Source organism: Peteryoungia desertarenae (assembly GCF_005860795.2).
GTDB classification, from domain to species: domain Bacteria; phylum Pseudomonadota; class Alphaproteobacteria; order Rhizobiales; family Rhizobiaceae; genus Allorhizobium; species Allorhizobium desertarenae.
In genome coordinates this window covers 1,351,758-1,377,940 of record NZ_CP058350.1, presented here as the reverse complement: position 1 = coordinate 1,377,940, position 26,183 = coordinate 1,351,758, and the positions used below count along the sequence as shown (strand labels likewise).

At 58.0% G+C, this 26,183-nt stretch carries 24 protein-coding genes; 4 read left to right on the top strand and 20 right to left on the bottom strand.

Annotated features, from left to right (window positions below; all coding sequences use genetic code 11):
- The first annotated feature begins 64 nt into the window (after positions 1-64).
- Entirely contained in the window at positions 65-2,419 is a 2,355-nt protein-coding gene (locus tag FE840_RS06505; RefSeq protein WP_138285648.1) for a methyl-accepting chemotaxis protein, read from the top strand.
- A gap of 63 nt (positions 2,420-2,482) precedes the next feature.
- Here the strand turns inward: FE840_RS06505 and FE840_RS06500 are convergent, their stop codons facing one another.
- On the bottom strand, positions 2,483-3,427 hold the full coding sequence (locus FE840_RS06500) for a nucleoside hydrolase (protein WP_138285649.1): 945 nt from the start codon (positions 3,425-3,427) through the stop codon (positions 2,483-2,485).
- A 144-nt stretch (positions 3,428-3,571) separates the two neighbouring features.
- Between FE840_RS06500 and FE840_RS06495 the strand changes: the two genes are divergently transcribed.
- Together FE840_RS06495 and FE840_RS06490 are read left to right on the top strand one after the other, a co-directional pair.
- A complete protein-coding gene (locus FE840_RS06495; RefSeq protein WP_138285650.1) occupies positions 3,572-4,000 on the top strand; it encodes an Hsp20 family protein in 429 nt (142 codons plus the stop codon).
- A 48-nt stretch (positions 4,001-4,048) separates the two neighbouring features.
- A complete protein-coding gene (locus FE840_RS06490; RefSeq protein WP_138285651.1) occupies positions 4,049-4,306 on the top strand; it encodes a BQ00720 family protein in 258 nt (85 codons plus the stop codon).
- 58 nt (positions 4,307-4,364) lie between these two features.
- On the opposite strand, the gene trmB is transcribed toward FE840_RS06490, so the two are convergent.
- From trmB to FE840_RS06410, 16 genes are all read right to left on the bottom strand, one after another.
- Positions 4,365-5,066, bottom strand: a complete 702-nt coding sequence (gene trmB, locus FE840_RS06485; protein ID WP_138285652.1) for a tRNA (guanosine(46)-N7)-methyltransferase TrmB — start codon at positions 5,064-5,066, stop codon at positions 4,365-4,367.
- A gap of 5 nt (positions 5,067-5,071) precedes the next feature.
- Positions 5,072-6,310, bottom strand: coding sequence for a methionine adenosyltransferase (gene metK, locus FE840_RS06480; RefSeq protein WP_138285653.1), 1,239 nt, complete (start codon positions 6,308-6,310; stop codon positions 5,072-5,074).
- A gap of 160 nt (positions 6,311-6,470) precedes the next feature.
- Positions 6,471-6,890 (bottom strand): helix-turn-helix domain-containing protein, encoded by a 420-nt coding sequence (locus FE840_RS06475; protein ID WP_138285654.1) that lies wholly within the window; start codon positions 6,888-6,890, stop codon positions 6,471-6,473.
- A 146-nt stretch (positions 6,891-7,036) separates the two neighbouring features.
- Positions 7,037-8,635 (bottom strand): apolipoprotein N-acyltransferase, encoded by a 1,599-nt coding sequence (gene lnt / locus FE840_RS06470; protein ID WP_138285655.1) that lies wholly within the window; start codon positions 8,633-8,635, stop codon positions 7,037-7,039.
- A 106-nt stretch (positions 8,636-8,741) separates the two neighbouring features.
- Positions 8,742-9,932 carry a transporter associated domain-containing protein gene (locus FE840_RS06465; RefSeq protein ID WP_138285656.1) on the bottom strand — a complete coding sequence of 397 codons (1,191 nt, stop codon included), beginning with the start codon at positions 9,930-9,932 and terminating at the stop codon, positions 8,742-8,744.
- A gap of 12 nt (positions 9,933-9,944) precedes the next feature.
- Positions 9,945-10,451, bottom strand: a complete 507-nt coding sequence (gene ybeY, locus FE840_RS06460; protein WP_138285991.1) for an rRNA maturation RNase YbeY — start codon at positions 10,449-10,451, stop codon at positions 9,945-9,947.
- Positions 10,452-10,468: 17 nt separating this feature from the next.
- The gene (locus tag FE840_RS06455) at positions 10,469-11,524 is read right to left on the bottom strand and encodes a PhoH family protein (RefSeq protein ID WP_138285657.1); all 1,056 of its coding nucleotides are present in this window, start codon (positions 11,522-11,524) and stop codon (positions 10,469-10,471) included.
- Positions 11,525-11,563: 39 nt separating this feature from the next.
- Entirely contained in the window at positions 11,564-12,958 is a 1,395-nt protein-coding gene (gene miaB, locus FE840_RS06450; protein ID WP_138285658.1) for a tRNA (N6-isopentenyl adenosine(37)-C2)-methylthiotransferase MiaB, read from the bottom strand.
- A gap of 46 nt (positions 12,959-13,004) precedes the next feature.
- Entirely contained in the window at positions 13,005-13,811 is an 807-nt protein-coding gene (olsA, locus tag FE840_RS06445; RefSeq protein ID WP_425502203.1) for a lyso-ornithine lipid O-acyltransferase, read from the bottom strand.
- A gap of 32 nt (positions 13,812-13,843) precedes the next feature.
- On the bottom strand, positions 13,844-14,272 hold the full coding sequence (locus tag FE840_RS06440; RefSeq protein WP_138285660.1) for a Fur family transcriptional regulator: 429 nt from the start codon (positions 14,270-14,272) through the stop codon (positions 13,844-13,846).
- Positions 14,273-14,314: 42 nt separating this feature from the next.
- Positions 14,315-14,812, bottom strand: coding sequence for a GNAT family N-acetyltransferase (locus FE840_RS06435; RefSeq protein ID WP_138285661.1), 498 nt, complete (start codon positions 14,810-14,812; stop codon positions 14,315-14,317).
- Between the two features lie 3 nt (positions 14,813-14,815).
- The gene (gene tsaB, locus FE840_RS06430; protein WP_138285662.1) at positions 14,816-15,466 is read right to left on the bottom strand and encodes a tRNA (adenosine(37)-N6)-threonylcarbamoyltransferase complex dimerization subunit type 1 TsaB; all 651 of its coding nucleotides are present in this window, start codon (positions 15,464-15,466) and stop codon (positions 14,816-14,818) included.
- Between the two features lie 19 nt (positions 15,467-15,485).
- Entirely contained in the window at positions 15,486-16,049 is a 564-nt protein-coding gene (locus tag FE840_RS06425) for a NifU family protein (RefSeq protein ID WP_138285663.1), read from the bottom strand.
- 119 nt (positions 16,050-16,168) lie between these two features.
- Positions 16,169-16,660, bottom strand: coding sequence for a universal stress protein (locus FE840_RS06420; protein WP_138285664.1), 492 nt, complete (start codon positions 16,658-16,660; stop codon positions 16,169-16,171).
- Between the two features lie 81 nt (positions 16,661-16,741).
- Positions 16,742-17,806 carry a tryptophan--tRNA ligase gene (trpS, locus tag FE840_RS06415; protein ID WP_138285665.1) on the bottom strand — a complete coding sequence of 355 codons (1,065 nt, stop codon included), beginning with the start codon at positions 17,804-17,806 and terminating at the stop codon, positions 16,742-16,744.
- 88 nt (positions 17,807-17,894) lie between these two features.
- Positions 17,895-18,296: a VOC family protein gene (locus tag FE840_RS06410; RefSeq protein ID WP_138285666.1), complete on the bottom strand. Its 402-nt coding sequence runs from the start codon at positions 18,294-18,296 to the stop codon at positions 17,895-17,897.
- 199 nt (positions 18,297-18,495) lie between these two features.
- Here FE840_RS06410 and FE840_RS06405 point away from each other — a divergent pair, with 199 nt between their 5' ends.
- The gene (locus FE840_RS06405) at positions 18,496-18,918 is read left to right on the top strand and encodes a YcbK family protein (RefSeq protein WP_138285667.1); all 423 of its coding nucleotides are present in this window, start codon (positions 18,496-18,498) and stop codon (positions 18,916-18,918) included.
- 24 nt (positions 18,919-18,942) lie between these two features.
- Here the strand turns inward: FE840_RS06405 and murJ are convergent, their stop codons facing one another.
- The 3 genes from murJ to mutS all read right to left on the bottom strand — a co-directional run bounded on the left by murJ (position 18,943) and on the right by mutS (position 26,165).
- Positions 18,943-20,517 carry a murein biosynthesis integral membrane protein MurJ gene (gene murJ, locus FE840_RS06400; RefSeq protein WP_138285668.1) on the bottom strand — a complete coding sequence of 525 codons (1,575 nt, stop codon included), beginning with the start codon at positions 20,515-20,517 and terminating at the stop codon, positions 18,943-18,945.
- Between the two features lies 1 nt (position 20,518).
- The gene (locus FE840_RS06395; protein WP_138285669.1) at positions 20,519-23,347 is read right to left on the bottom strand and encodes a [protein-PII] uridylyltransferase; all 2,829 of its coding nucleotides are present in this window, start codon (positions 23,345-23,347) and stop codon (positions 20,519-20,521) included.
- Positions 23,348-23,447: 100 nt separating this feature from the next.
- The gene (mutS, locus tag FE840_RS06390; protein ID WP_138285670.1) at positions 23,448-26,165 is read right to left on the bottom strand and encodes a DNA mismatch repair protein MutS; all 2,718 of its coding nucleotides are present in this window, start codon (positions 26,163-26,165) and stop codon (positions 23,448-23,450) included.
- Positions 26,166-26,183 lie beyond the last annotated feature (18 nt).

Below are 26,183 nucleotides of genomic sequence, written 5' to 3'. Positions count from 1 at the left end.
GGCTGCGCCATGACAGCGTGGACCGCATGCATCTGCGCTCAGAACCTTATGATCCGAGGCTTCCATGCTCACCCTGTTTACCCGCTCGATAGCTGCAAAACTCCTGATTGTTACCGGCGCCGCTATCGGGCTCGTTCTTCTGCTCTCAAATCTCGTTCTAATCTCTCAGACCCGTGACCGTGTTCACGAGTTGACCATGAATCAGGCGGATGCTGAGGCAGAATCGATCGCCCGCGAAATCGCCGGCGACATCGGCGAACTGGCAAGTGCGGCGCGCACCATGTCCGGCGTCATCGGACGCGGTCATGAGGGCAAATCCCTGGACCGCCTTGGCATCACCAATGTCCTGAAGGCCAATCTGGAACAGAACCCGTTTGCCTTCGGCAGCTGGATGGCCGAGGAGCCGCGTGCCATTGACGGCCAGAAGGACGATATCAAGGGAAAGATCGAACTCTCCGCCAATGACGATGGCGATTTCACCCCATACTGGTCGAAGACCACGGATGGCGCGATCCAGTTTTCAACATTCCGTGCTGACTACCCCGCTGAATGGTATGCACTGGCCGCCCAAAGCGGCAAAGGCGCGATCACAGCCCCCTATATGGCAGAAGGTACCGATGTACCAACCACCATGAGTTCAATTGCTTACCCGGTATTCTCTGGTGGCACGCTCATCGGTGTTACCGGCGTGGATATCTCCCTGAAATCGCTTTCCGACAAGCTGAAGGCACTGAAACCGTTCGAAACCGGTCGTGTGCTTCTCGTTGCACACAATGCGCAATGGCTCGTTGCTCCGACCGATGACCTGCTTATGACGCCATACGAAGCAGAGGGGGCCGCCGCCTTGAAAACGGCTCTATCGAGCGGCAGCGGCAGCATTGTTTCGGACCTCTCCGATCCAAACGGAGAAGGGTTCGACCGATTGCTGTATCCCTTTGCGGTTCCGGGTGTGAATGCTACCTGGGCCGTCATCATAGATATCCCGCATGCGGCCATCAACGCACCGGTCGAAGCACAGACCATGATGATGATCGTCGGCGGTCTGATCGTTCTCGGTGCTGTCATGCTGGCGCTGTTTCTTGCCGTGCGTTCGCTGGCACAGCGTCCTCTGCACGGGCTGGTCGACGACGTCGAACGAATGACCAAGGGGGATTACGACAGCGACATCTCAAACCAGCATCGCCAAGATGAGATAGGCCTCGTTGCAAAGGCTCTTGACGGCTTCCGACACAAGCTTGCCGAAACCAATCTGCTTACAGCGGAGGCAGAGGCACAGCGCAAGGCGGCGGAAGGGGAGCGCCGGCGCAACGAAGAAGAACGCAATCACTCTGCTACGGTACAGCAGCACATCGTAACGGCGCTGGGCAGTGGCCTCTCCCAGCTCTCGCAGGGGAACCTCACATACCGGATTGCGGACGAATTCCCAGGTGAATATGCCGCACTCAAGCGCGACTTCAACAATGCCGTTGCGAGCCTCGAACAGGCTATTGCCTCGGTCAATGGCAGTGTTGTCAACATAGCTGCCGGTACCAGCGAGATTTCCGAAAGTGCAGCCGACCTTTCGAAGCGTACTGAGCAGCAGGCAGCAAGCCTTGAGGAAACGGCAGCAGCGCTTAACGAACTGACCGAACAGGTAAACTCCAGCGCCGAAAATGCCGGAACCGCAGCGAACACCGTATCGGTCGCTGTAAAGGATGCGGAAAAGTCCGGAGAGGTGGTTCAGAAGGCCGTCGCCTCAATGCATGGCATCGAACAGTCTTCGCAGGAAATCTCTCGCATTATCGGTGTTATCGACGAGATTGCATTCCAGACGAATCTGCTGGCACTCAATGCCGGTGTTGAAGCCGCGCGTGCCGGTGAAGCGGGCAAGGGCTTTGCGGTCGTAGCCCAGGAAGTCCGGGAACTCGCCCAGCGCTCGGCCACAGCCGCCAAGGAAATCAAGTCGCTCATCAATGCCTCGGCCGCACAGGTCAAGGACGGTGTCGAACTTGTCGGCGAGGCCGGACAAACGTTGGAAAAGATTGCGCAGCAGGTCATGCAGATCAATGGTCTCATCCGCCAGATCTCTGCCTCGGCCAGCGAGCAGGCCTCAGGTCTCAAGGAGGTCAACGCCGCCGTGAACCAGATGGACCAGGTGACCCAGCAGAATGCGGCGATGGTTGAGGAGACGACGGCGGCCAGTATGGCACTTCGAAACGAATCCGACACTCTGCGCGGTCTGGTGGCAAAGTTCGAGGTGAGTGTCGCAACTGCACCCGTTGCGCCCGTTGCGGCGCTGCGCGCGACAGCAGAAACCATGCGAACTGCGACCGCCAAGGCTTTGCCAAATCAAAAGGCGCCACCCTCGATGCCGACCCCGCGCAAGACTGCGTCGGTTGGAGCGGCGTCGCCGAGCGCTGACAACTGGGAAGAGTTCTGATCCTTGGCGCCTATGAGGGCCGTGACGGGGCGCCATCCACATTGGCGCCCCCTTCCCCTGACATCAAAGACGAGCGAAGCGCTCGATCAACAGATCGAAGAAGCCGTCAGCGTCGACGCCGCGCATGACCTGAACATTGGACTTGCGACCGGATACGCGCCACCAGTCTACGACCGTCATTCCCATCGTCAGTTCTGATTGCGTTTCAATCTCCACATTGCAATAGCGGCCACTGAAGAGTTCGGGCTTGATAAGGTAAGCAATGACTGTCGGATCATGCAGCGGTCCGCCGTCTGATCCGTATTTTTCTTCGTCAAAACGCTCGAAGAATTCGAGCCAGTCGACCATGACCCTGGCAGGTCTGGTGCCGATCGCAGCGATACGGGCAACTCTGGCCTTGCTGGTCATCAGCTGGTGTGTCACGTCCAGCGGCATCATGGTGACGGGAACACCGGATTTCAGGACCAGATCAACAGCATGGGGGTCGACATAGATGTTGAACTCAGCAGCTGGGGTAATGTTTCCGCCTTCAGAGAAGCCACCGCCCATCATTACGATTTCGCGGATCATGGGTGCAATGTCGGGTGCGCGCTGAAGCGCAAGGCCTATATTTGTCATCGGTCCGAGAGTGCAAAGTGTAACCGAACCAGCCGGGTGGGAACGGAGCGTCTCGATGATGAAATCAACGGCATGCTGGTCCTGAACCGCCATGGACGGCTCGGGCAAGTCAGCGCCATCAAGGCCCGTTTTTCCATGAACATGTTCCGCAGTCACCAAGGCCCGAACCATCGGGCGAACTGCGCCCTCGTAGACCGGAATATCCTGCCGGTGGCACAACTCGCAGACAATACGGGCGTTACGGCTCGTCAACCGAAGCGGCACGTTGCCCGCAACTGTTGTAATGCCAAGAACCTTGAGTTCGTGCGCACTCGCAAACGCGAGCATCAAAGCCGCCGCATCGTCCTGGCCCGGATCTGTGTCTATGATGATTTTTCTGGGATCACTCATGCTTCATTCCTGTCGTCGAAAGAACCAGCGATGCGTCCCGCTACGCCGATTGTCAAGCACGCCAAGGCTTGCGCCGATGCTTGTCCATGCCCATATCTGCAATGAGATCAGGCAGCGCGATACGGGAAAAGAGGAAGTCACAACATGAGCCGCGACAGACTGACACCATCCGGCCTTCTGATTGGCCTGGATCTTGGGCGACAGGGTAGTCAGCGGCAAGTCAGGGCGGGAGATGGCTATCCGCCCTATGATATCGAGCGCTTGCAAAGTGCAGACGATCAACAAGCCGAACGTCTGAGACTTACACTTGCTGTTGCCGGCTTTTCGGAACAGGAGCTGGATGTTTCGCTGGAGGCCAATCAACTGGTTATCCGGGGTCGCCAACAGGATCGCGACGAACCGGTCTACCTGTTCCGAGGGATCGCCGCCCGCCAGTTCCAGAAGACCTTTACCCTCCAAGACGGCATGGAGGTAAAGTCAGCCCATTTGCGAAATGGGCTGCTATCCATCGAATTAGTTCGACCTGACAACGTGCAGCTGGTGAGGAAAATTAACATTTCAGCCTCACAATGACGGTTGCGGCGATATTTGCCGCCTCTCCGTTAGTCGTGGAGGATCGGAATGTTACTGAAAGAAGCCAATGCGCGCCTGACTGAAAACGAGCTTGCCCACTTGGGAGCCGGTGAAGTGGGCTATATCCGCAAAATGAAATCAGACGAAGTTTCCCGCTGCTTTCCCGAGGCGCCGGAAATTGACCCAACGCTCGATCTCTGGGCTCTTTTTGCCGCAGACGGTACGCCAATCCTGTTGACGGACAACAGGTCGAGCACCTTCTTCAAAGCCGCTGAGGATGACCTCAAGACCGTTTCACTGCATTGATCAGCAAGATACCGGGACGAGGAAGGCCAGCGATGGGCCGTGCAAGAGCCGACTGGCTTCAGATTGCTTCAAAGGTCAAATAGGCAGAAGACCGCCCTTCTCTTCGGGCCTTGGCTTCGTAACGTGTCCCCGGCCAATTGTGATAGGGCGTCAACCAATCGCCTGAGTTACGCGCCGTCCACTGAAAACCACCATGCCGCTTGCAGTGCTGTAGCGTCCAGTTGACATAGGTGTCTATGTCGGAGGCAAAACAGAAGAGCCCACCCGGCTTCAGAACCTTGTGGAACCGCGCGAGGTTTGCCTGTGAAACGAAGCGACGCTTCCAGTGCTTCTTCTTTGGCCAGGGATCAGGGTAAAGCAGGTCGATATGATCGACGCTGTTGGCTGGCAGCCAGTCGAGAAGCTGCACACAATCGTCATCATAGACCCTAATATTCGTCAGTCCTTCCGCCTCAACCACGGCCAGCAACTTGGCCATGGAGTTGACGAAGGGCTCGATGCCGATAAACCCGGTTGTCGGATTTTCGCGCGCTCGATGCACCAGATGCTCGCCGCCGCCGAAGCCGGACTCCAGCCTGATGCTGTTGACCTCAACCGGGAAGAGGTGCCGAAGATCGGCGGGTGGTGTCGCCGAAAGATCGATCTTGAGGACCGGAAGAAGGGTATGCATACGCTCGACTTGCTGGTCGCGCAAAGGCTTACCCTTGCGTCGACCGAAGAAGGCTTCGGTCGATCGTGTCTTCCGGTCGAAATCCGTCATTCTCGTCAGGCCTTGATCGCGTCCTTGAGCGGCTTGACCAGATCCAGCTTCTCCCAGGAGAAAGAGCCATCGCGGCCAGCCTTGCGGCCAAAATGGCCATAGGCCGCCGTCTTAGCATAGATCGGCTTGTTCAGGTCAAGATGGCGACGAATGCCAGAGGGCGAAAGATCGATCACCTGGCGAATGGCGGCTTCTACCTGGTCTTCCGTCACCTTGCCCGTGCCGTGCAGATCCACGTAGATTGACAGCGGTTGAGCAACGCCGATCGCATAAGAAATCTGGATGGTGCATTTCTCCGCAAGACCAGAGGCCACGACGTTCTTTGCTAGGTAGCGGGCGGCATAGGCAGCCGAACGGTCCACCTTCGTGGTGTCTTTTCCGGAGAAAGCGCCACCACCGTGAGGCGCCGCGCCACCGTAGGTGTCCACGATGATCTTGCGACCAGTCAGCCCCGCATCACCATCCGGACCGCCAATGACGAATTTTCCGGTTGGATTGATGTACCAGGCACAATCATTGGCGATCTTCAGATCACCAAGTGCCTCGCGGATATAGGGCTCGACAACCTGACGGACCTTCTTGGAGTCCCAGCTTTCATCCAGGTGCTGGGTCGAAAGCACGATTGAAACTGCTTCGTGAGGCTTGCCGTCCACGTAGCGAACCGTGACCTGGCTCTTTGCATCAGGGCCCAGCTTGGACGCATCGCCATCGCCCTTTTTGCGGGCATCAGCGAGAAGCTGAAGGATACGATGCGAATAGTAGATGGGTGCTGGCATCAGGTCCGGCGTTTCCTTGCAGGCATAGCCAAACATGATGCCCTGATCGCCGGCACCTTCACTATTTGCACTGTCTGCGGCCTTATCCACGCCCTGGGCGATGTCAGCCGACTGAGAATGAAGGAGGACGTCGATCTTGGCCGTCTTCCAATGGAAACCGTCCTGCTCATAACCTATGTCGCGGATTGCTTTTCTCGCAGCCGACTTGAACTTGGCAGGGTTGATGACCTCTTTGCCGTTTTTGTCCGTCTTCATCAGGCTCGGCGGAAGGCGGACCTCACCAGCAATCACCACCCGATTTGTCGTTGCCAGGGTCTCGCAGGCGATGCGCACCGTCCAGGGATCGACGCCAGTTTTGGCAGCTTCTCGATAAACAAGGTCTACGATTTCGTCAGAGATGCGGTCGCAGACCTTATCCGGATGCCCTTCAGAAACGGATTCACTGGTAAAAAGATAGTTGGTGCGCATGCGGGATTCCCCTCAAAGAATGGATGGGCAATCGTTACCCATTTCCAAAATCAAAGACAAGCACACAACCACATAAATATATCTTTATGTCGACAAGCCATCTTGCTCAAAGACACAAAAAAAGCGGCCGAAGCCGCTCTCTTTGCATTTCCAAGACGAATCACTCGCTATCTGCTTCGGCTGCCAGAGCCTTCACCAGATCGACGATCTTACGACGGACCTTTGGATCCGAAATCTTCACGAAAGCACGGTTCAACTGCAGCCCTTCCGACGAAGACAAGAAGTCTACGACATAATTCGAACTCGAAGCTTCTGCCATCCCGGAGGCAGATACAGAATGCTCGCCCGGCGCATCTTCAAAGAAGAAGGATACGGGCACATTCAGAATGCTCGAAATGTTCTGAAGACGGCTGGCACCAACTCTGTTGGTTCCCTTTTCATATTTCTGGATCTGCTGGAAAGTGATGCCGAGGCTTTCTCCAAGCTTTTCCTGGCTCATGCCCAGCATGGTACGGCGAAGGCGGATCCGACTACCGACGTGAATGTCAATCGGGTTCGGCTTCTTCTTGTTCTCGATCATGATGTCGTCCTGACATTAAGTTGGCTAACCGACCAAAGCCTCCTGCCCCAGGAACCATAACGAGACGTTGTACTCGCCATACAGGAACTATCAGCATACTCGCAGACTTACGGTCATCACCACTATGCAATTTTAGGGGTTTTTGGTCAATTGAGGCGTCTAATAAAACCCATGCGTGAAACGATCGCCACTAAAAAGACAACCAATAAAATCAACCAATAGTTTATGTGTCGATCCGTGTCGGCATGTAATGAAACAAAAGATTTATTTATGGTTGCATCCATGGCGCCTTTCTGGCCCAAAGAAAGGCCAGAGGTTATCCGGCCGAATGGATCGATCAGGGCTGAAATGCCACTGTTTGCTACACGAATGACTGGAACGCCGACTTCGACGGCACGAATGCGAGCCTGCTGAAAATGCTGGTAGGGGCCTGGCGTGTTGCCGAACCAGGCATCGTTCGTGACATTGACGATCGCATCGACAGTCTCGATCGATGCGAGGATTTCGTCCGGAAAGATGATCTCGTAACAGATGAGCGGATAGAGACGGAGCCCTGCCGGTGTGGTCAGCACCGAGCGGCTTGAGGCTGCGGAAAAACCGCCGGGGAGGCTGATCAGCGTCTCTATACCCATGCGCCGCAACACGTCTTCAAAGGGGACATACTCGCCAAATGGTGTCAGATGTACCTTATCGGACGCAGAGAGAATCTGGCCGCGATCATCGATCATGTAGACGGAGTTGTAATAGCGCGGGGGCGTTCCGGCCCCCTGCTCTTCGGCGCGCACAGCACCAACAACAAGAAGCTGGCCATCCTTCAGTGTATCGCCGATCCGAACGAGCGCATCAGGATTTTCCGTCAAGATGAAGGGGAGCGATGTCTCGGGCCAGATGATGATATTCGGTTGCGGCTCGCCTTGCGCAGGTGGAGCAGCCGATAGTGAAAGGTGCGTCTCGAAGATTTCAACGCGATCGGCGTTTTCCAGTTTGCGCGCCTGATCTATGGCCGGCTGAACCAGACGCACGATCAGCCGATCCGCGTCGCTGAGCGGCCCATAGGACATGAATTCAAGGCGGTAATAGCCATAGCCAAGATGCGCCGAGAACAGGAGAACTGCGATCATCATCCCCAGTGATGCGCCCTTGCGTGTTGCAAGAAGCGCTGGTGCAGCGAAGACGAACACGGCAAGCGTCGTTACGCCGGCAATTCCAATCAGGTGGGCAGACTGCATCATCACGGGAACTGGCATGGCTCCATAGCCGATGGCATTCCAGGGGAAACCGGTCGCAACAAAGCTTCTCAGCCATTCGAAAAAGCCGACGCTCGACGCAAGGGCTGCAACGCGACCAAGGCCATCCGACCAAAGAAGACGCGCCACCATGGTTGCGCAACCATAAAACAGTGCCAGGACCGACGGAAGACCAAGAACAGCCAGAGGAAGCGCCCATGCGAACTCGTCGGCCTCGATCAGAAGGGCGCTGCCCAACCACCAGAGGCCTGCCACGAAATAGCCCAGGCCAAAGAACCACCCCAGAAGAAACGACGAGCGCAATCCCAATGAGCGCCCGCTCGTAGACGAACCGGCTGTACCATCGATGAGCCAGACAAGAAGCGTGAAAGACAGAAACAGTGCTGCAAAGAAGCTGACCGGCGGCATTGCCAAGGCACCGATTGCGCCGGCCAAGATAGCCAAGCCCGCCCGACGCCATCCCCAGAGCAGCATCACTTTGCTGGCCAGTTTTTCCATGCACACATCCCCCGCCGTTTCCGTGCGAATCAATGCGGGCAGTCTTTCAAAAATCGTCTCGCTTGTCGTCCCGTTCGCAGAGGCAGTGCTGCAGGTCGCGGAGCCCTCAGGCGACCGTCTCCTGGTCGTGAGAACTGGGCTCACCCACAGACTTTTCACCTTTCACCGCGCGTGGTGCGGATTCCGAGTGCTCGGGATCGGGCTTGGCCGAGGTGGTTCGCCGGCGCGCGGCAGCGCGTTTGCGAATCACTCTCACCCTCTTGATCCGGCGCGGATCAGCTTCGAGGATGTGGAATTCGAATGCCGGTATAGCCTGAACGACCTCGCCGCGCACCGGTATTCGACCGAGGGACGCGAATATGAGACCACCCAATGTGTCCACATCCTCCAGCTGATCCTTGATGTCAAAATCGGGACCAATCTCTGCCGCGATCTCTTCCAGCTCCACGCGGGCGTCAGCGATCAGAACATCGTCTGAGACCCTTGTAAACATGGCCTCTTCGTCATCATGTTCGTCTTCGATATCGCCAACGACCATTTCAACGATATCTTCGTGGCTGACGAGACCATCGGTCCCACCATACTCGTCTATCACCAGAGCCATCTGCGTGCGCGCGGCCTGCATTCGACTGAGAAGATCAGAGGCCAGCATCGAAGGAGGGACAAAGAGGATGGACCGAACCAAGCCGGCTTCCGCAACGGTCTTACTGAGATCAACCCGCGCCAGATCGAAATCCAGCTTCGGCTTGGTGGCTTTTTCAGGCCGCTCGACCCTCTCCGGCTTGTCAGCGGCGACTGCGGCGGATCCATTGCGCGCAGGGCTCCGACGCCGGTTCTTGGCCTGCTTTGTCAGGTAGGAAAGCAAGTCCCGGATATGGACCATGCCGCGTGGATCATCGAGCGTCTCGGCATAAACGGGCATTCTCGAACGGCCCGTTTCGTCAAAAACCCGCATCAGTTCGGCAAGCGTTATGTTGTGATCGACGGCTTCAATATCGACGCGCGGGACCATGATGTCTTCGACCCGAATTTCCCGGAAGCGCAGGATATTGTGCAGCATCGCCCGTTCTTCGGGCGTGAAAGCCTCGCTTGCGCCTGCATCGGCATTCAGCGCAACAGTCAAGTCCTCACGGAGTGTGCTGGTATTTGGCTTCAGCAGTTTTGATGCGCGAGCCCAGAAGGAGAAACCGTTTCGGTTGTTGCTCTCCGCTCGCGTCGTACTGCTGCCTTCGTCAGAGGAAGAACTTTCCCCGGTTTCATTGGCCTCACCGGCCGATTTCGTCTCAAAGTTGCTCATTGTTCCAAACTATCAGATCGGGTCTTGTCCCGCATAGGGGTCAGATAGGCCAAGTTCGGCCAAAATGCGAGTCTCCAGGCCTTCCATATGTTCGGCTTGCTCTTTTTCCAGATGATCGTAGCCGAAGAGGTGAAGAAAACCATGAACCATCAAATGGGTCAGATGATCCTCGAAACTCTTTTCAAGCTCGATTGCCTCGCGCTCGACCGTTTCCCGAGCGATGATGATGTCGCCCAGCATCGGCCCCGGCATCTTGCCTGGAGTGACAGGAAAAGCGGGGAAGGACAGGACATTGGTTGGCTTGTCCTTACCGCGCCATTCGGCGTTGATTCCGCGGATCATTTCGTCATCGGCAAACACAACCGACAGCTCCGGAGGAACAGCCGGAAAAGGCTGTCCTTCCTTCTGCTTCAGGTAACTGGATGCGCGTGAAATGACTGCCGATGCATGCGCTTCCAGGCTGTCCTCAGTGCCCCAGCCCTCGGCTTCAACCGCGATCTGCAGATCCACATGCTGCAGGATTTCCGCTTCGGGCTTCACCGGTCTGCCTGCTCGCTTTCGTCCTGAACACTGTACTGGGCGTCATAGGCCCGCACGATACGACCGACCAAGGGGTGACGGACGACATCGGCATCCTTGAAGCGAACGACAGAGATCCCCTCAACGCCCTTCAGGATCTGCAAAGCCTCAACCAGGCCGGATTTCACACCGCGCGGAAGGTCGACCTGGCTCGGGTCACCTGTCACGATCATGCGGGCGTTTTCGCCCAAACGCGTCAGAAACATCTTCATCTGCATGGAGGTCGTATTCTGCGCCTCGTCAAGGATGACTGCCGCATTGGCGAGTGTTCGTCCGCGCATGAAGGCGAGCGGCGCAATTTCAATGACTCCGGCGGTGATGGCACGCTCGACCTTGTCGCCCGGCATCATGTCATAGAGGGCGTCATAAAGCGGACGCAGATAGGGGTCGACCTTTTCCTTCATGTCACCCGGCAGGAAACCCAGGCGCTCGCCCGCCTCGACAGCAGGCCGTGACAGGATAATCCGGTCGACGGTCCCCCGCTCCAGTAGTTGCGCCGCATGAGCAACAGCCAGATAGGTCTTGCCCGTTCCGGCAGGACCGACGCCGAACACCAGTTCGGACCGGTCAAGGGCGCGCATATAAGCATCCTGCGTGGGTGTACGGGCCGCAATGGTTTTCTTGCGGGTCGCGATCTGTGCCATCGACAGCTTGGCCTTGCGCTCCATGGTCGGCAACTGAAGCTGATCGTCAGCCGCGACTGCCATCCGGATCGCGCCCTCAACATCGGAAAGCTCAACCGAGCCCCCGCTTTGGAGACGCGCATACAGGAAATCGAGCGCTCGACGGGCCTGATTCGTCGCGAGCGTATCACCGGAAATCGACACCGAATTGCCGCGGGCGCGTGCGTCGATCTGCAAGCGCTCCTCCAACAACTTCAGGTGCTGATCGAATTGACCGAAGAGCTCGCTGGCAAGCCTGTTGTTCTCGAACGTCAAAATGAAGTGATTGGCGTCGGTCGCATTGGTGCGAATGTTGCGCGAGGGTGAAGTGACCACTTCTGTTGCGTTCAAGCGTTGAGGCTCCTGTCCGTCAGGTTTCAAGCCCTCACTCTAACCCTCTGCCACCTCGGCAAACAAGCTGTTTGGGCCGGCTGCGGTGATTCGTACCTGTATAATGTCACCGATTTGCGATGACATTGCATCAACATTCACAGATTGCAGCCATGGAGAGCGTCCGATCAGTTGTCCCGGCATGCGTCCAGGCTTTTCGAGAAGCAGGTCCATGGTTTGTCCGATCATCGAACGAGAAAAGGCCTGCTGCTGTTCCAACAGCAGTGACTGAAGCCGAGCCAGACGCTCGGTCTTGACCTCTTCGTCGACATGATCGGGGAGATCGGCCCCTGGCGTGCCCGGGCGGCTTGAGTATTTGAAGGAATAAGCCTGCGCATAATTCACGCGGCGCACAAGATCCATCGTTGCCTCGAAGTCCTCATCTGTTTCGCCCGGGAAGCCGACAATGAAGTCACCCGACAGTGCAATATCCGGACGCGCTTCGCGGATACGCTCGATCAGGACGATGTATTCCTCTGCCTTGTGCCGGCGGTTCATGGACTTCAAAATACGGTCTGAGCCCGCCTGAACGGGGAGATGCAGATAGGGCATCAGCATGCGCAGATCGCGATGGGCCTCAATCAGTCGATCATCCATGTCGCGCGGATGGCTCGTGGTATAGCGCAGGCGGGCAAGGCCGGGGATTTCCGCAAGGCGATAGAGAAGATCGCCAAGCCCGATTGCTCGACCCGCCTCGTCTTCCCCGTGCCAGGCGTTGACGTTCTGACCAAGCAGCGTGAGTTCACGCACGCCGCTGTCCACCAGTCTACGGGCTTCCGTCAGGAGCTGGGCCAGTGGGCGCGAGACTTCGGCGCCGCGCGTATAGGGAACAACACAGAAGGTGCAGAACTTGTCGCAACCTTCCTGAACCGTGAGAAAGGCCGTCACGTTCCTCGGCTTACCGATCACCCTGGTCGGATCAGGAAGGTGCTCGAACTTGTCTTCCAGCGCATATTCCGTATCGACAACACGCTCACCACCCCGTGCCTTGCGAAGCGCCTGGGGCAGGCGATGATAGGTCTGCGGTCCTATGACGACATCCACGGCAGGCTCGCGGCGCGAGATTTCTTCACCTTCGGCCTGCGCCACACAACCGGCCACACCGATCATGAATTCCCGCCCCTCGGCAGCACGGGCCTTCTTGGTCTCGCGCAAACGTCCCAGTGCGGAATAGACCTTTTCGGCTGCCTTCTCGCGAATATGACAGGTGTTCAGGAGGACGAGATCCGCATCGTCCATGACATCGGTCGAGACATAGCCGTCCGCGGCCAGCGCGTCGGCCATGCGCCCGCTGTCATAAACATTCATCTGGCAGCCATAGGTCTTGATAAAGACCTTGCGCGCATTGCCTGCAGGCAGTTCGGACGGCATAGGTGTGGCGGTTTCCTGGGTCATGCCGCGCTATTTAGTGGTTTTCGGCGCGCGTTCAAACTGAAAAATATCAGGCCTCGTCAGTGCGCTTGTAACGACCCCGCAAGTGAACCAGCAGCATGGCCCTCAGGCGGGATTCGATTGTGGCTGCCAACAGCTTGCGGCTTTCACCCCTGCGGTATTCCACCGCTTCACCAAAGGTGACGTCGACATCAATGGCGGCTGCCTTCAGGACGCCGACGAGATGGGGCAGCATTGTTACATCCCCCGGCCAGCCGGCTATGGAGCGATGATAACGCCCCATGGGCATGCCCTGCACTCGGGTAAAGGCGATCGATACCGGCTGGACATGGACCACGGCATCCGGGTCGTCGCCCAGTGCGGCTGCGGCTGCGCCAAAAAGCGATGACTTGGTCGCGAGTACACGGTTGCCATCGGAGGTCGTGCCTTCAGGAAACAGGACCACGACCTCGCCATCACTCATCCGAGCCGCAATTTCATTGACCTGGTCACCGGTGCGGCGTTTTTCCTCACGCACCACGAAGATGGTCTTCTGAAGCTTTGCCAAGGTTCCGAAGACGGGCCAGGCCGCAACTTCCGTCTTGGCAATGAACACGACGTCAGCCAGCGCTCCCAGAACGAGAATGTCCTTCCAGGATGCGTGATTGGCAGCAATCATCAGGGGCCGACGGGTGTCCAGAACGCCATGGGAATGAATTCGCAAGCCGAGCATCCGACAGGAAACCCGATGCCAAAGCCTGGGGAGCCGGCGGCGTAGCGGCCAATCAAAATAGAGGGCAAGGATCTGCAGTGGCGCCAGGGCAAGCGTCGTCAGGAAGATGGCGAACAGAGACAGGATAATGCGGATCCAGTCGATCAATCGCGCCTCACCATGCCGGACATCGTCACTTACGTGTCGTCCTTCGACAGCGGAATGCCGTAAAGCTCCAGACGATGACCCACGAGCCGGAAACCGTGTTCACGAGCGATGCGCTCCTGAAGCGCCTCGATTTCTGGCGAGTGGAACTCCAGCACGACACCGGTCTTCAAATCGATCAGGTGATCGTGATGCTCTTCCGGCACGGTTTCGTAGCGAGAGCGGCCATCGCGAAAATCATGGCGCTCAATGATGCCGGCGTCTTCGAAGAGCTTGACCGTTCGGTAAACCGTGGAGATCGATATCTTTGCATCGACCTTCGAGGAGCGGCGGTAGAGTTCCTCCACATCGGGATGATCGTCGGATTCTTCCAATATCTTGGCAATCACCCGGCGCTGTTCGGTCATGCGCATTCCGCGCTCCGCACACAGGTCTTCCAGTGATTTCTGTTCGTCGCTCATGACCCAAGTCTATCCACCAGACTCCGTTCCCAAAGGGACGGACTAGCGAAGATCACGCCGCATGACAAGCGCAGAGGATCTGTAACCCTTATCGTCTGCATAGTAGGCCGGGCGTTCTCCCGCCTTTTCGAAGCCCAGTTTGCGATAAAGGGCGAGGGCGGCCGTATTCCCATCGTCAACTTCGAGGAACATGGATTCGCCACCCCGGGCGCTCGCCTCTCGCATGGCAGCCTGCATCAATCGCCAGCCAAGACCATATCGCGCCGTCTTCTCGTTGACGGCGATTGTCAGAATTTCTGCTTCACCCGCGACCTCTCTTGCCAACACAAAGCCGGCAAGGGACGGCTTGAAGATCAGTGCATTGGTCTGCGAGGCCACGAAGCCGAAGGTTGCCGGCTGCAAGAGCAGACTGACGAACTCGCCATCACCCCACCCTCGGGGAAACCGCTGACCATGCAGGGTTGACACATCAGCGCAGTGTTCGGTGGTCATGGGAACCAGCTCGAATTCGGGCTGGCGGGAAAAGAAATGGTCGCGCATTCATCAAAGCCTGGAAACCGCAAACCCCGTCTGGGGCTTGGCATCGGGTCCCCTCAGATAAAGCGGGCTTGGCTTGCCCTGAGCTTTCGCCTCCGCACCGAGGCGTGCCACAAGTGCAATTGGAAAGTGGTCAGCAGGCGTGACTGAATTCGGGTCATCCAACATCGAAGCGGCGGAGCCGACAACCGTCATATCCGGTAGGCTCGCCTCTTCGAGAAAGGTTTCCAGTGACAAGACCACGGGCTCATCCAGCGGAATACCTTCGGCGAAAGACTGGAAATAGATTTCACCACGATGGGCATTGATAGCTGCGCCCACGCGGCCCTGCTTGTCATTCGGGGCAGTCGCGGCAAGAACGGCGAGGGTCGATACGCCAACGCATTCCACGCCGAGAGCCAGAGCCAGTCCGCGCGCTGCGGCAACGCCAACCCGAATGCCTGTAAACGAACCGGGCCCGACGGTTACAGCAATGCGTGACACTTCGCGAAGATCACGACCCGCCTTTGCGAGCGCCTCGTCAATCATCGCCATGAGACGCTCGGCATGCCCTTTGCCAAGGGTTTCGCTGACCTCGGCAAGAACAACAGAGTGCTGACGGTCATAAACGGCCGCCGAACAATCAACTCCGGCGGTGTCGATCGCAAGAACGATCATGATGTCTCCCAAGCAGCCGTTAGACTGCCTCGACTTCCTGAACCTCGGGTACGAAATGCCGCAGAAGGTTCTGCACGCCATGCTTCAGAGTGGCTGTCGAAGAGGGGCAACCTGCGCAGGAGCCCTTCATGTTGAGAAAGACCTTGCCGTCCTTGAAACCACGGAAAGTGATGTCTCCACCGTCCTGCGCCACGGCGGGACGGACACGGGTGTCGAGCAATTCCTTGATGGTTGCAACAATCGTTTCGTCGCCTTCGTCAAAGAACTCGCCGTCCGCGTCCCTATCGTTCGACATCGCAGCAGATCCCATGACGGGCGCCCCGCTCATGAAATGCTCCATGATCGTGCCGAGGATCGCCGGCTTCAGGTGCTGCCACTCGGGGCCATCCTTGGTGACGGTGACGAAGTCATAGCCAAAGAAAACGCCGGTCACGCCGGGGATCGCGAAAATACGGCTTGCAAGTGGAGACGCAGCTGCCGCGTCCGCATCGCGAAACTCGGCGGTTCCGCTTTCCATCACAACCTTACCCGGCAAGAACTTAAGCGTTGCGGGATTAGGAGTGGCTTCGGTCTGGATGAACATGATGGCCTCCGGCGACACATCGCCTCAATTTAGAATTCTTCCAAAAGATAAGCCTGAAGACCCCGGTCTTCAAGTGAGAAAACTGAGTTAAGCGCGATTGCGCCCTTGATCAGAAGCAATCAGCAAAGCGCATCGATTTCTTCGTTGGTCAGCGTGTCTGGCAAAACGGTCACCGGGATCGGAAAAGCTGCGCCCCTACCGGCGATCATTGACACAAGAGGTCCGGGCCCATCCTTGGTGGATCCTGCTGCCAGAACCAGAATGGCGATGTCACGATCTTCCTCGATCAGGGCGTTGATCGCTGTGGCCGCACTGCCCTCTCGGATCACGATTTCGGGTTCGATGCCAATCGTGTCACGCACCGTCTGTGCGGCCTTTGCCATAACGGCGTCAGCCTCTTCCATGGCTTCGGCGCGCATGATCTCCTCGACACCAAGCCATTGCTGGAAGTCCCCGTCCGGGATGATGTACATGAGGACCAGACCACCGTTCGAGTTCTTGGCGCGCCGTCCCGCATAATGGACGGCCCTGAAGCATTCCGGCGTGTTGTCAATGACCGCCATGAATTTGCGGCGATGTCCCTCAAGTCGTGACAGGCGTGTTGAAACCATGAAAATCCCCGCCTCCGGATCCGTTTCTCTTTAGCCCCCGCCCTGACCGCCTCCGGTGCGGCAGTCAGTCTGCGGCAGACCTTACTGTACGAAACCGATAATGTCGCGAACTTCCTGCATCGTCTTTTCGGCACGCTCGCGGGCACGCTCACCGCCGTCACGGAGCACTGCATCGATGTGGCCGGGATCGTCCATCAGACGTCGCATTTCCGCGTTGATCGGTGCCAGCACCTCGACAGCCAGATCGACCAGAGCCGGCTTGAAGACCGAGAACTGCTGACCTCCAAAGTCGCCCAGAACATCAGCCTTGGTCCGATCAGCGAGCGCGGCAAAGATGCCGACAAGGTTGTCGGCTTCGGGACGCCCCTTCAGTCCGTCGACTTCGCCGGGAAGTGCGTCCGGATCAGTCTTGGCCTTGCGGATCTTCTTAGAGATCGCGTCTGCATCATCCATCAGGTTGATGCGCGACAGATCGGACGGATCGGATTTGGACATTTTCTTCGTGCCGTCCTTCAGGCTCATGACGCGAGGCGCCGGCCCGTCGATCATCGGCTCGACCATCGGGAAATAGGCATGCACCGGCTCGTCGCCGACCTTGATGTCGATACCCAGACCGGTTGCACGGATCCTTTCCATGAAATCGAGATTGAACTTCATCGCGATATCGCGCGTCAGCTCCAGATGCTGCTTCTGGTCCTCTCCAACCGGCACATGGGTTGCCCGATAGACAAGGATGTCTGCAGCCATCAGGCTCGGATAGGCATAGAGCCCGAGGGACGCCTGCTCGCGGTCCTTGCCGGCCTTGTCCTTGAACTGGGTCATGCGGTTCATCCAGCCGATCCGCGCAACGCAGTTGAAAATCCAGGCAAGCTCTGCGTGTTGAGGCACAGCGGACTGATTGAAGACAATATGCTTCTTTGGATCAATACCTGCGGCCAGAAAGGCCGCCGTGATGGACCGGATCTGGCTTCGCATGTCCTCATGCACAAGCTGAGCCGTCAATGCATGCAGGTCCACCACGCAATAGATGCAGTCGTTATTGTCCTGCAGCGCCACGAATTTCCGGATCGCGCCAAGATAGTTTCCAAGGTGGAGATTGCCGGTCGGCTGTACGCCAGAAAAGACCAGCGGCTTGAACTCGCTCATGATTATCCTCAACAGGCTGGTGGAGGGCCCGATCTCGCGATCGTGTCGGAAAGGGCTTATGCACGGGACGGAGCTTGCGATCAAGCACTCACTTTTCCGGCTGCGGCTCGATGAGATCCCAGAGATTTCCATAGAGATCAGCGAAGACAGCAACGGTGCCGTAGGGTTCGCTGCGCGGCGCTTCCCTGAAAGCCACACCTGCCGCCTTAAGACGCGCATAATCAGACAGAAAATCATCCGTTTCCAGGAAGAATCCGACCCTTCCACCGGTCTGCTTGCCTATGACCGCTGTCTGTTTGTCATTGGCTGCTACTGCGAGCAGCAGGGCAGCTCCCGTGCCTTTGCAAGGGCTGACCACGACCCATCGCTTGCCATCTGGCTGATGACTGTCTTCCAGGCACTCGAACCCCAAGACATCGCAATAATAGGTCTTCGCGCGGTCATAATCATCGACCACGAGCGTGACAAGAAAGACGGATTTCAGAGCCATTTTTCCATTTCATTTCAGTGTGCAGCGCAACATTTCCGACCGGTTATTGAGGGGCATAACGCGCCCCTTAAATCTTCACACAAAGCGACCGCCTATAAAAATAGCAAACTGCACCAAATTTGACACATTCTTCGGAATTATATACCAGCGCCGCCCGACTTAGGTCGCCAAACACAAAACTCCATTCCCGAAGGTCCATATGCGCATTTTTTATCGCGTTGCGCTCGCCTGTTGTCTGACAATTGCATTTCAGGGTAACGCCACCGCCGCCGACGTCAAGAAACGTCATTTCTTCATGAAGCAGCACGACAAGTCCGCCGCCTATACGGTGCAGCGTGTCAGTGTGCGTACGAGCTGTTTCCCAACCGAACTCAAGACCATTCTAGCCCATATCGCCGAAAGGACGGGTCGCACACCCGTTGTCACATCAGGACATCGTCCTCGCGCCGGAAAGTCGCAGCATACCAATTGCTTTGCCGCAGACATTCGCGTTCCGGGCGTGCCTGTCCGAAAGATCGTTGCAGCAGCGGCAAGCGCGCCTGGCATTGGCGGCATCGGAACCTATTGCAACGGCATAGTTCATGTCGACATCGGCCCCAAACGCCGTTGGGTCCATTGTTGACCACTGGTTTCCCAAGACGGGGGATCAGGTTTCCGTCTTGGGTCTGCGCTTCAGGCTTCGGCGTACAAAGCCAATATCGGCACCTCCGATCAGGAATGCGATGCCGAAATAAACCGGAATCGCCACGGCAATCACAGCGCCAAGCGCCATGACCTGATCGAGAAGTGGACTTTGCGGACCGAGCGCCGCGCTCCACCGATCCGAGAGATAATAGACCACCCCGGCCATGATTGCGGAAGCTATGATCAGCCTGAAGGTTCGGGTCAGGAGTGACCATTCGAATACGAGATAGCCGCGCCACAACAGCACCGAGAACAAAAGGATAGTGTTGGTCCAGCCGGCCGCAACTTCAGCCATCGCGATGCCGCTCTCCTCAAAAATCGGGAAGAGTGTCAAGGCAAGACCGGTATTGAGCGCCACGGACACAAAGGTGAAGCGCATCGGCGTCTTGGTGTCTTCGCGGGCGTAGAAGGCCGGCTGCAATGCCTTGATCAGCACGAAGCCCGGCAAGCCAATGCCGTAGATCGCGAGGATGGAGGCGACAACGGCAGTGTTTTGTTCTGAAAAGGCACCGCGTTCGTAAAGAACCCGGATGATTTCGTCTGAGAGAACCCAGATCGCGGCTGCGGCCGGAAGGGTCAGGAAGAGCACGAATTCGATCGATCGGTTCTGCAGATTGCCGGCTTCCTTGAGGGCTCCGCCCTTCAAGGCGCGCGCCAATTCTGGCAGCAGCACAACGCCAACGGCAACACCGACAACACCCAGCGGCAGTTGATAGATGCGGTCTGCATATTGGAGCGCGGCAATGGCCCCTTCCTTGGTCGAGGCGATTGCCTGACCGATCAATTGGTTGATCTGGGTAATACCACCAGTCACCGCCGCCGGGACGGCCAGGATCAACAATCGCTTGACGTTCGGCGTGTAGCGCGGACGGCGAAAGCCAATATTGATGCCTGCATGACGGACGCCGATATAGACGATCAGCAACTGCAGGACACCTGCAGCCAGCACGGACCATGCCAGATACCAGGCCGTTGTCTCCGCATCGACACCGTTCCAGAGCGCCCAGACCAGGGCTCCAATCATCAGAATGTTCAGAAAGACCGGCGCAATAGCTGCTGCGAAGAAGTGATGCAACGAATTCAGCATACCGCTCAACATGGCTGTCAGCGACATGCACATGAGGTATGGGAACATCACGATTGCCAGACGAACGGTGAGGGAAAACTTCTCCGGGTCATCGGTGAAGCCAGGCGCGATGATCCACTGCACGAGAAGTGGCATCGACAGTTGCATGCCAATGGTAATGACAAGGAGAACCGTGAAGAGGACGCCGAAAACTTCTTCAGAGAAACGTTTCGCGCCATCAATGCCGTTTGCCTCTATCTCCTTGGCAAAAAGTGGCACGAAGGCTGCGTTGAACGCACCCTCGGCAAAGAGGCGCCGAAACAGGTTCGGGAAGCGGAACGCCGCATAGAAGACGTCTGCCACAGGGCCCGTGCCAAGAGCGGCGGCCATCAGTGTCTCGCGCAGAAAACCAAAGAGGCGACTGCCAAATGTTGCGCCGCCGACGGTCATGAACTTCTTGATGAGGCTCATCTCAGGCGCGCGCCTTTTTCTGAACGGTGCTGCTGCGCTGCAAGGGCGGCGCAATAATGCCGGAAGGCATCTTGTCCCTGAGTTCGTCCGGCTGATCGACCAGCACCGACTTCAAGCGATTCGAGATATTGGCCTGGCGGTTCTCGCTGGTGATCTTTTGACCCACGAGATCCGTGACATAGAAGGTGTCGATGATTTTTTCGCCGAAGGTGGTGATGCGCGCCGAATGAATGTCGAGCGAGAGGTCAGAAAGCACAGCGGTGATTTCCGCCAGGAAGCCGACGCGGTCCAGACACTCTACTTCGACAACAGTGAACTTGTTGGACAGCGCATTCGAGATGCGGACGTCGGGCTGAACCGGAAAAGTCTTGTTCTTCTTCTTGCCCTTGCTGCGCGTGGCAATGACCTCCGGCAAACGCTTGCGACCCGACAACACATCCTCGATCATTTTGCCAATCGTTGCGGCACGGCGCATTTCATCCTCGTCAATCGGGAATTCCCGGTTGATCAGGATGGTATCAAGGGCTCGACCATCGGACGTGGTGAAGATCTGGGCGTCTGCAATATTGGCCCCTGCTGCCGCGCAGGCACCGGCAATGATCGACAACAGTCGTGGGTGGTCGGGAGACAGAACCGTGATCTCGGTAATTGCATGGAATTGATGGGTGCGCACCATGGTCGCAAGCACCTGTCCCGACTTGTCGGTTTGCCGGATGAAATGCGCGTGGCGGACCTGGTCCTCCAGTGGGACCGACAAGAGGTAGGGCTCATAATGAAGCTTGGTATAGATGCGCTGATCCTTCTGGCTCCAGCCGGACAGAGCTTCGGTGAGTTGCTGTACCGCATGCTTGGCCCGTTCCTTGCGCGATACCTGGCTGAATCCGCCGGAAAGCAGCAATTCTGTCTCATAATAAAGGGTACGCAGCAACTGTCCCTTCCAGCCGTTCCAGACCCCGGGTCCGACGGCGCGGATATCGCAAACGGTCAAGACCAGAAGCATTCTCAGGCGCTCAAGGGACTGAACTTTTTCGGCAAAATCCGTTGTCGTCTTGCGGTCGTGCAGATCTCGCGTCTGAGCTACCATCGACATCAAGAGATGCTGATCGATCAGCCAGGCAACCATCTCGGTCTGCTTGGCTGACAAGCCAAGACGCGGGCACAATTTGCGGGCCACGCGCGCACCGGCGACGGAATGATCTTCGAGGCGGCCTTTGGCGATATCGTGCAGCAGGGCTGCAACGTAGAGAGCTTCGCGATCTTCGATATCCTTGATGATCTTATTCGCGAGTGGGTGAATTTCGTCTGCCCTGCCATTTTCAATGTCAGACAGGACCTCCACCGTGCGGATCAGGTGCTCGTCCACCGTGTAATGATGATACATGTTGAATTGCATCATCGAGACAATCTTTCGGAATTCCGGCAGGAAACGTCCCAAAACGCCTGCCTCATTCATGCGGCGGAGCATGAAGCCCGGATCGCGACGCGACGTGAGGATGGAGAGAAACAGGCGATTGGCCTCTTCATTTTCCCTGAACGCGTTGTCTATCAAAGACAATGAGCGTGTTACGGCCTTCAGCGCATCTGGGTGGAACTCCAGCGAATTCAGGTCGGCGACGTGAAAAAGCCGCATGATCGAGACCGGATCTCGCTTCAGGACGCCCGGATCGGCAAGGGCAATGCGACCACGGTCATCGATAAACTCGCTGGTGCCGGCAATCTTGCGCGGGCGATTGGCAAAACGACCAATCATCCCGCCAATGCCCGGCGCTTCCTTGGTCTGTTGCTCTTCAAGCGCTGCCGCAAAGATGCGGGTCAGGTCTCCGACATCCTTGGCAACGAGAAAATAATGTTTCATGAAGCGCTCGACAGCAGACAGGCCAGGCCGCGAATGATAGTCGAAGTTCTTGGCAATCTCGGGCTGGATATCGAAGTGCAGCCGCTCTTCGGGCTTTCCCGTCAGGTAGTGCATATGACACCGCACTGCCCAGAGAAAATCATCGGCTTTCTGAAACAGCCGCCATTCCTGTTTTGATAGCACGCCCAGACGAACGAGCTCCGAAGTGTCGCGGACGTGATAATTATACTTGGCGATCCAGAAGAGCGTCTGGAGATCGCGCAGCCCCCCCTTGCCTTCCTTGACATTGGGCTCCACCAGATAGCGGCTATCACCTGCCTTGCGATGACGCTCGTCCCGCTCAGCGAGCTTGGCCGCAATGAATTCCGCCGCCGTATTGGTCGTTACCTCCTGATCGAATCGCTGTTGCAACTCGCTCACCAGTGCTTCGTTGCCGCAGACATAACGCGTCTCCAGGATTGCAGTGCGTATGGTCATATCGGCTTTGGAAAGGCGAATACATTCATCGACCGTTCGCGTCGCGTGTCCAACCTTGAAGCCGATATCCCAGAGCAGGTAGAGCAGAAACTCCACCGCCTTGTGCATTTTGGGCGTGACCTTCTGAGGCATCAGGAACAGAAGGTCGATGTCCGAGCCCGGCGCGAGAGTGCCACGCCCGTATCCGCCCACCGCGGCAACAGAGATACCCTCGATTTCGCGTGGATGAACGTGGGTGCTGGCGAAGCGGAAGATTACCGTGATCAACTGGTCCTGGATCCAGGAAATCCGGTTGGCGCAGTTAAGGCCGCTACCATCGGCAAACAACTGGAGGCGGGCGGCCTCTCGTCCCTCTGCCGACGCCTTCTTCAAGATGGGCAAGAGGCTTGCACGGGCGTCCAACACCCCGTTCGGGTGCTCCTTCGCCACCAGATCGCAGGCTGCGACCAAAGCATCCACATCGAGGAGTTCGGCAAAAGTGATCTCGGCTTGGGCCATTGTCGCGGCGGGCTTTCCTGGCTGGCCGGCCGCAGATCTCGGGCCGGCGACGGGTGGCGCTATAGCGGCTTTGCGGCGCTTTTGACAGGCATTTTAGCGGTCAAGCCTTGCCAAGTTGTTTCTTCAGATCATAGAGCGCTTCGATTGCCTGACGAGGCGTCATGTCGTCCAAATCGAGCGCTTTTAGGGCTTCCTCGACCTTGGACGGCCCGGCCTTCACGCGCTCCTCGCGACGCACCGCAATCTGGAACAGGGGCAGATCGTCGATCAACTGCGCGGCTGGGTTCTTGCGATCGGAGTCCTCAAGCTGCGTCAGGACTTCGCGCGCACGCGCGACGACCGCCGCCGGCAGGCCAGCAAGACGAGCGACCTGGATACCATAGGAGCGATCGGCGGCGCCGGGCCCGACTTCATGGAGAAAGATGACCTCGCCGTCCCATTCCTTGACACGCATGGTGACGTTCGACATGCGGGCAAGCTTTTCCGACAGCGCCGTCAACTCGTGGAAATGGGTGGCAAACAGCGAGCGGCAGCGGTTCGCCTCATGCAGATGCTCGACGGCAGCCCAGGCAATCGAAAGGCCGTCGAAGGTCGCTGTGCCACGGCCGATTTCATCCAGGATGACCAGCGAGCGATCCGTCGCCTGATTGAGGATGGCGGCGGTTTCGACCATTTCGACCATGAAGGTCGAGCGGCCGCGCGCCAGATCGTCGGACGCGCCGACGCGGGAGAAGAGGCGATCAACCACACCGATATGGGCCGCACCAGCCGGCACGAAGGAGCCCATCTGGGCGAGGATGGCGATCAGCGCGTTCTGGCGCAGGAAGGTCGACTTACCGCCCATGTTGGGACCCGTCAGTAGCCAGATCGCGCCGGGGCCTTTGGTATCGTTGGGCGAAAGATTGCAGTCATTCGCAATGAAGGGGCTCGCGGCCTGGCGGCGCAGCGCCTGCTCGACGACCGGATGGCGGCCTGCGGTGATGGCGAACATCCTGCTGTCATCGACCAGCGGGCGGCAATAGCCTTGCTCTTCTGCAAGGGCAGCAAGACCGGCGGCCACATCGATCACGGCGAGCGCCCTCGCGGCGGCCTTGATCGGCTCGGCAGCGGCAATCACCTGAGACACCATCTGGTCGAAGGCCGCCAGTTCGAGCGAGATCGCCTGGCCGGCGGCATTGGCGATGCGGCTTTCGAGATCGGCAAGTTCGGTCGTCGTGAAGCGCATGGCATTGGCCATGGTCTGGCGATGGATGAAGCGGGACTTGGCCTCGTCCGTATCGGTCATGGGACCGGCATTGCCGGCTGTCACCTCAATGAAATAGCCGAGCACATTGTTGTGCTTGATCTTCAGCGACTTGATGCCGGTTTCCTCGGCATATTGCAGCTGCAACCCCGCGATCACCCGGCGGGACTGGTCGCGCAGTGCGCGCAGTTCATCGAGCTCCGGAATTGCACCATCGCGCAGGAAGCCGCCGTCACGCTTCAGGAGCGGAAGCTCGTCGGCCAGCATAGATGCAAGGCTGGAGCCAAGATCGGCGGGGAGCGCCGCGAGATCGGCCAAGGCCTCCGTGAGTTCCTCCGGCAGGCTCGACGGATCGAGCAGGCGACCGACCTCGGCGGAGGCGGCAAGGCCCGCCACAATCGAACCGAGATCACGCGGGCCGCCGCGATCGAGCGCCAGGCGGGACAGCGCGCGCGGCATGTCGGGTACACGTTTCAGGGCATCGCGCAGGCGGTCGACGAGCAGGCCGTCGGCCAGCAGGAATGCGATGGAATCCTGGCGCTCCGCAATCGCTTCGGGATCCGTCAGCGGCGACATCAGGCGTTCGGCGAGCAAACGCGCGCCGCCACCTGTCACGGTGCGGTCGATCGCCTTCAGGAGCGAGCCATTGCGCTCGCCCGACAGCGTCTTCACCAGCTCCAGATTGGCGCGTGTGGCCGGATCGATGAACAGCGTCGAGGCGGCGTTTTGGCGCTCGGGCAGGCCGAGCGGCGGACGCTCGGATATCTGGGTCTTCTCGACATAGGCGACAGCGGCGGCTGCAGCGGCGATTTCGGCGCGCGAAAAGGCGCCGAATCCATCCAGTGTTCCGACGCCGAAATAGCGGGCGATGCGACCCTCGGCGCTGGCGCTGTCGAAGAGCACGGCGGGCTGGGGCACGACGACACGACCGAGCACGTCGAAGGCGGGCTTCAGCTCCTCGTCGTGGAAAAGCGTGTCCGACACGATCAGCTCACGCGGCTCGATACGCAGGATGTCGGCGAGCAGGCGCGTCTCGGTTGTCTCCGCAAGACGGAAAATGCCGGTGGAGATGTCGATCCAGGCGAGCGCGAGCTGCGGGGCAGAACCGCCGCGAATACGGGCGAGCGCCATCAGATAGTTGGATTCGAAGGGCGAGAGGAGCTTTTCCTCGGTCAGCGTGCCCGGCGTGACGAGCCGCACGACATCGCGCTTCACAACCGACTTCGAGCCGCGCTTCTTCGCTTCGGCCGGGTCCTCGACCTGTTCGCAGACGGCGACGCGGAAGCCCAGCGTGATCAGCTTCTGCAGGTAATCGTCCGCCGCATGCACGGGCACGCCGCACATCGGGATGTCCTGGCCGAGATGCTGGCCGCGCTTCGTGAGGGTAATCCCAAGCGCACGGGAGGCATCGACCGCATCCTCGAAAAAGAGCTCGTAGAAATCGCCCATGCGATAAAAGAGCAGACTGCCCGGATTGGCGGCCTTGATCTCGATATACTGCTCCATCATCGGAGTGGCCGTTGCGCGGCTTTCCTCTGACGCGAGAGCCGTTAGGTTCAGAACCTCGTTTTGCATGGGTGTGTGGATCGTCAC

Excerpts from the sequence above, each read along its gene's own strand:
- FE840_RS06505 (WP_138285648.1), top strand. The coding sequence starts at position 65 with ATGCTCACCCTGTTTACCCGCTCGATAGCTGCAAAACTCCTGATTGTT.
- FE840_RS06500 (WP_138285649.1), bottom strand. The coding sequence starts at position 3,427 with ATGAGTGATCCCAGAAAAATCATCATAGACACAGATCCGGGCCAGGAC.
- FE840_RS06495 (WP_138285650.1), top strand. The coding sequence starts at position 3,572 with ATGAGCCGCGACAGACTGACACCATCCGGCCTTCTGATTGGCCTGGAT.
- FE840_RS06490 (WP_138285651.1), top strand. The coding sequence starts at position 4,049 with ATGTTACTGAAAGAAGCCAATGCGCGCCTGACTGAAAACGAGCTTGCC.
- trmB (WP_138285652.1), bottom strand. The coding sequence starts at position 5,066 with ATGACGGATTTCGACCGGAAGACACGATCGACCGAAGCCTTCTTCGGT.
- metK (WP_138285653.1), bottom strand. The coding sequence starts at position 6,310 with ATGCGCACCAACTATCTTTTTACCAGTGAATCCGTTTCTGAAGGGCAT.
- FE840_RS06475 (WP_138285654.1), bottom strand. The coding sequence starts at position 6,890 with ATGATCGAGAACAAGAAGAAGCCGAACCCGATTGACATTCACGTCGGT.
- lnt (WP_138285655.1), bottom strand. The coding sequence starts at position 8,635 with ATGGAAAAACTGGCCAGCAAAGTGATGCTGCTCTGGGGATGGCGTCGG.
- FE840_RS06465 (WP_138285656.1), bottom strand. The coding sequence starts at position 9,932 with ATGAGCAACTTTGAGACGAAATCGGCCGGTGAGGCCAATGAAACCGGG.
- miaB (WP_138285658.1), bottom strand. The coding sequence starts at position 12,958 with ATGACCCAGGAAACCGCCACACCTATGCCGTCCGAACTGCCTGCAGGC.
- FE840_RS06440 (WP_138285660.1), bottom strand. The coding sequence starts at position 14,272 with ATGAGCGACGAACAGAAATCACTGGAAGACCTGTGTGCGGAGCGCGGA.
- FE840_RS06435 (WP_138285661.1), bottom strand. The coding sequence starts at position 14,812 with ATGCGCGACCATTTCTTTTCCCGCCAGCCCGAATTCGAGCTGGTTCCC.
- tsaB (WP_138285662.1), bottom strand. The coding sequence starts at position 15,466 with ATGATCGTTCTTGCGATCGACACCGCCGGAGTTGATTGTTCGGCGGCC.
- FE840_RS06425 (WP_138285663.1), bottom strand. The coding sequence starts at position 16,049 with ATGTTCATCCAGACCGAAGCCACTCCTAATCCCGCAACGCTTAAGTTC.
- FE840_RS06420 (WP_138285664.1), bottom strand. The coding sequence starts at position 16,660 with ATGGTTTCAACACGCCTGTCACGACTTGAGGGACATCGCCGCAAATTC.
- trpS (WP_138285665.1), bottom strand. The coding sequence starts at position 17,806 with ATGAGCGAGTTCAAGCCGCTGGTCTTTTCTGGCGTACAGCCGACCGGC.
- FE840_RS06410 (WP_138285666.1), bottom strand. The coding sequence starts at position 18,296 with ATGGCTCTGAAATCCGTCTTTCTTGTCACGCTCGTGGTCGATGATTAT.
- FE840_RS06405 (WP_138285667.1), top strand. The coding sequence starts at position 18,496 with ATGCGCATTTTTTATCGCGTTGCGCTCGCCTGTTGTCTGACAATTGCA.
- murJ (WP_138285668.1), bottom strand. The coding sequence starts at position 20,517 with ATGAGCCTCATCAAGAAGTTCATGACCGTCGGCGGCGCAACATTTGGC.
- FE840_RS06395 (WP_138285669.1), bottom strand. The coding sequence starts at position 23,347 with ATGGCCCAAGCCGAGATCACTTTTGCCGAACTCCTCGATGTGGATGCT.
- mutS (WP_138285670.1), bottom strand. The coding sequence starts at position 26,165 with ATGCAAAACGAGGTTCTGAACCTAACGGCTCTCGCGTCAGAGGAAAGC.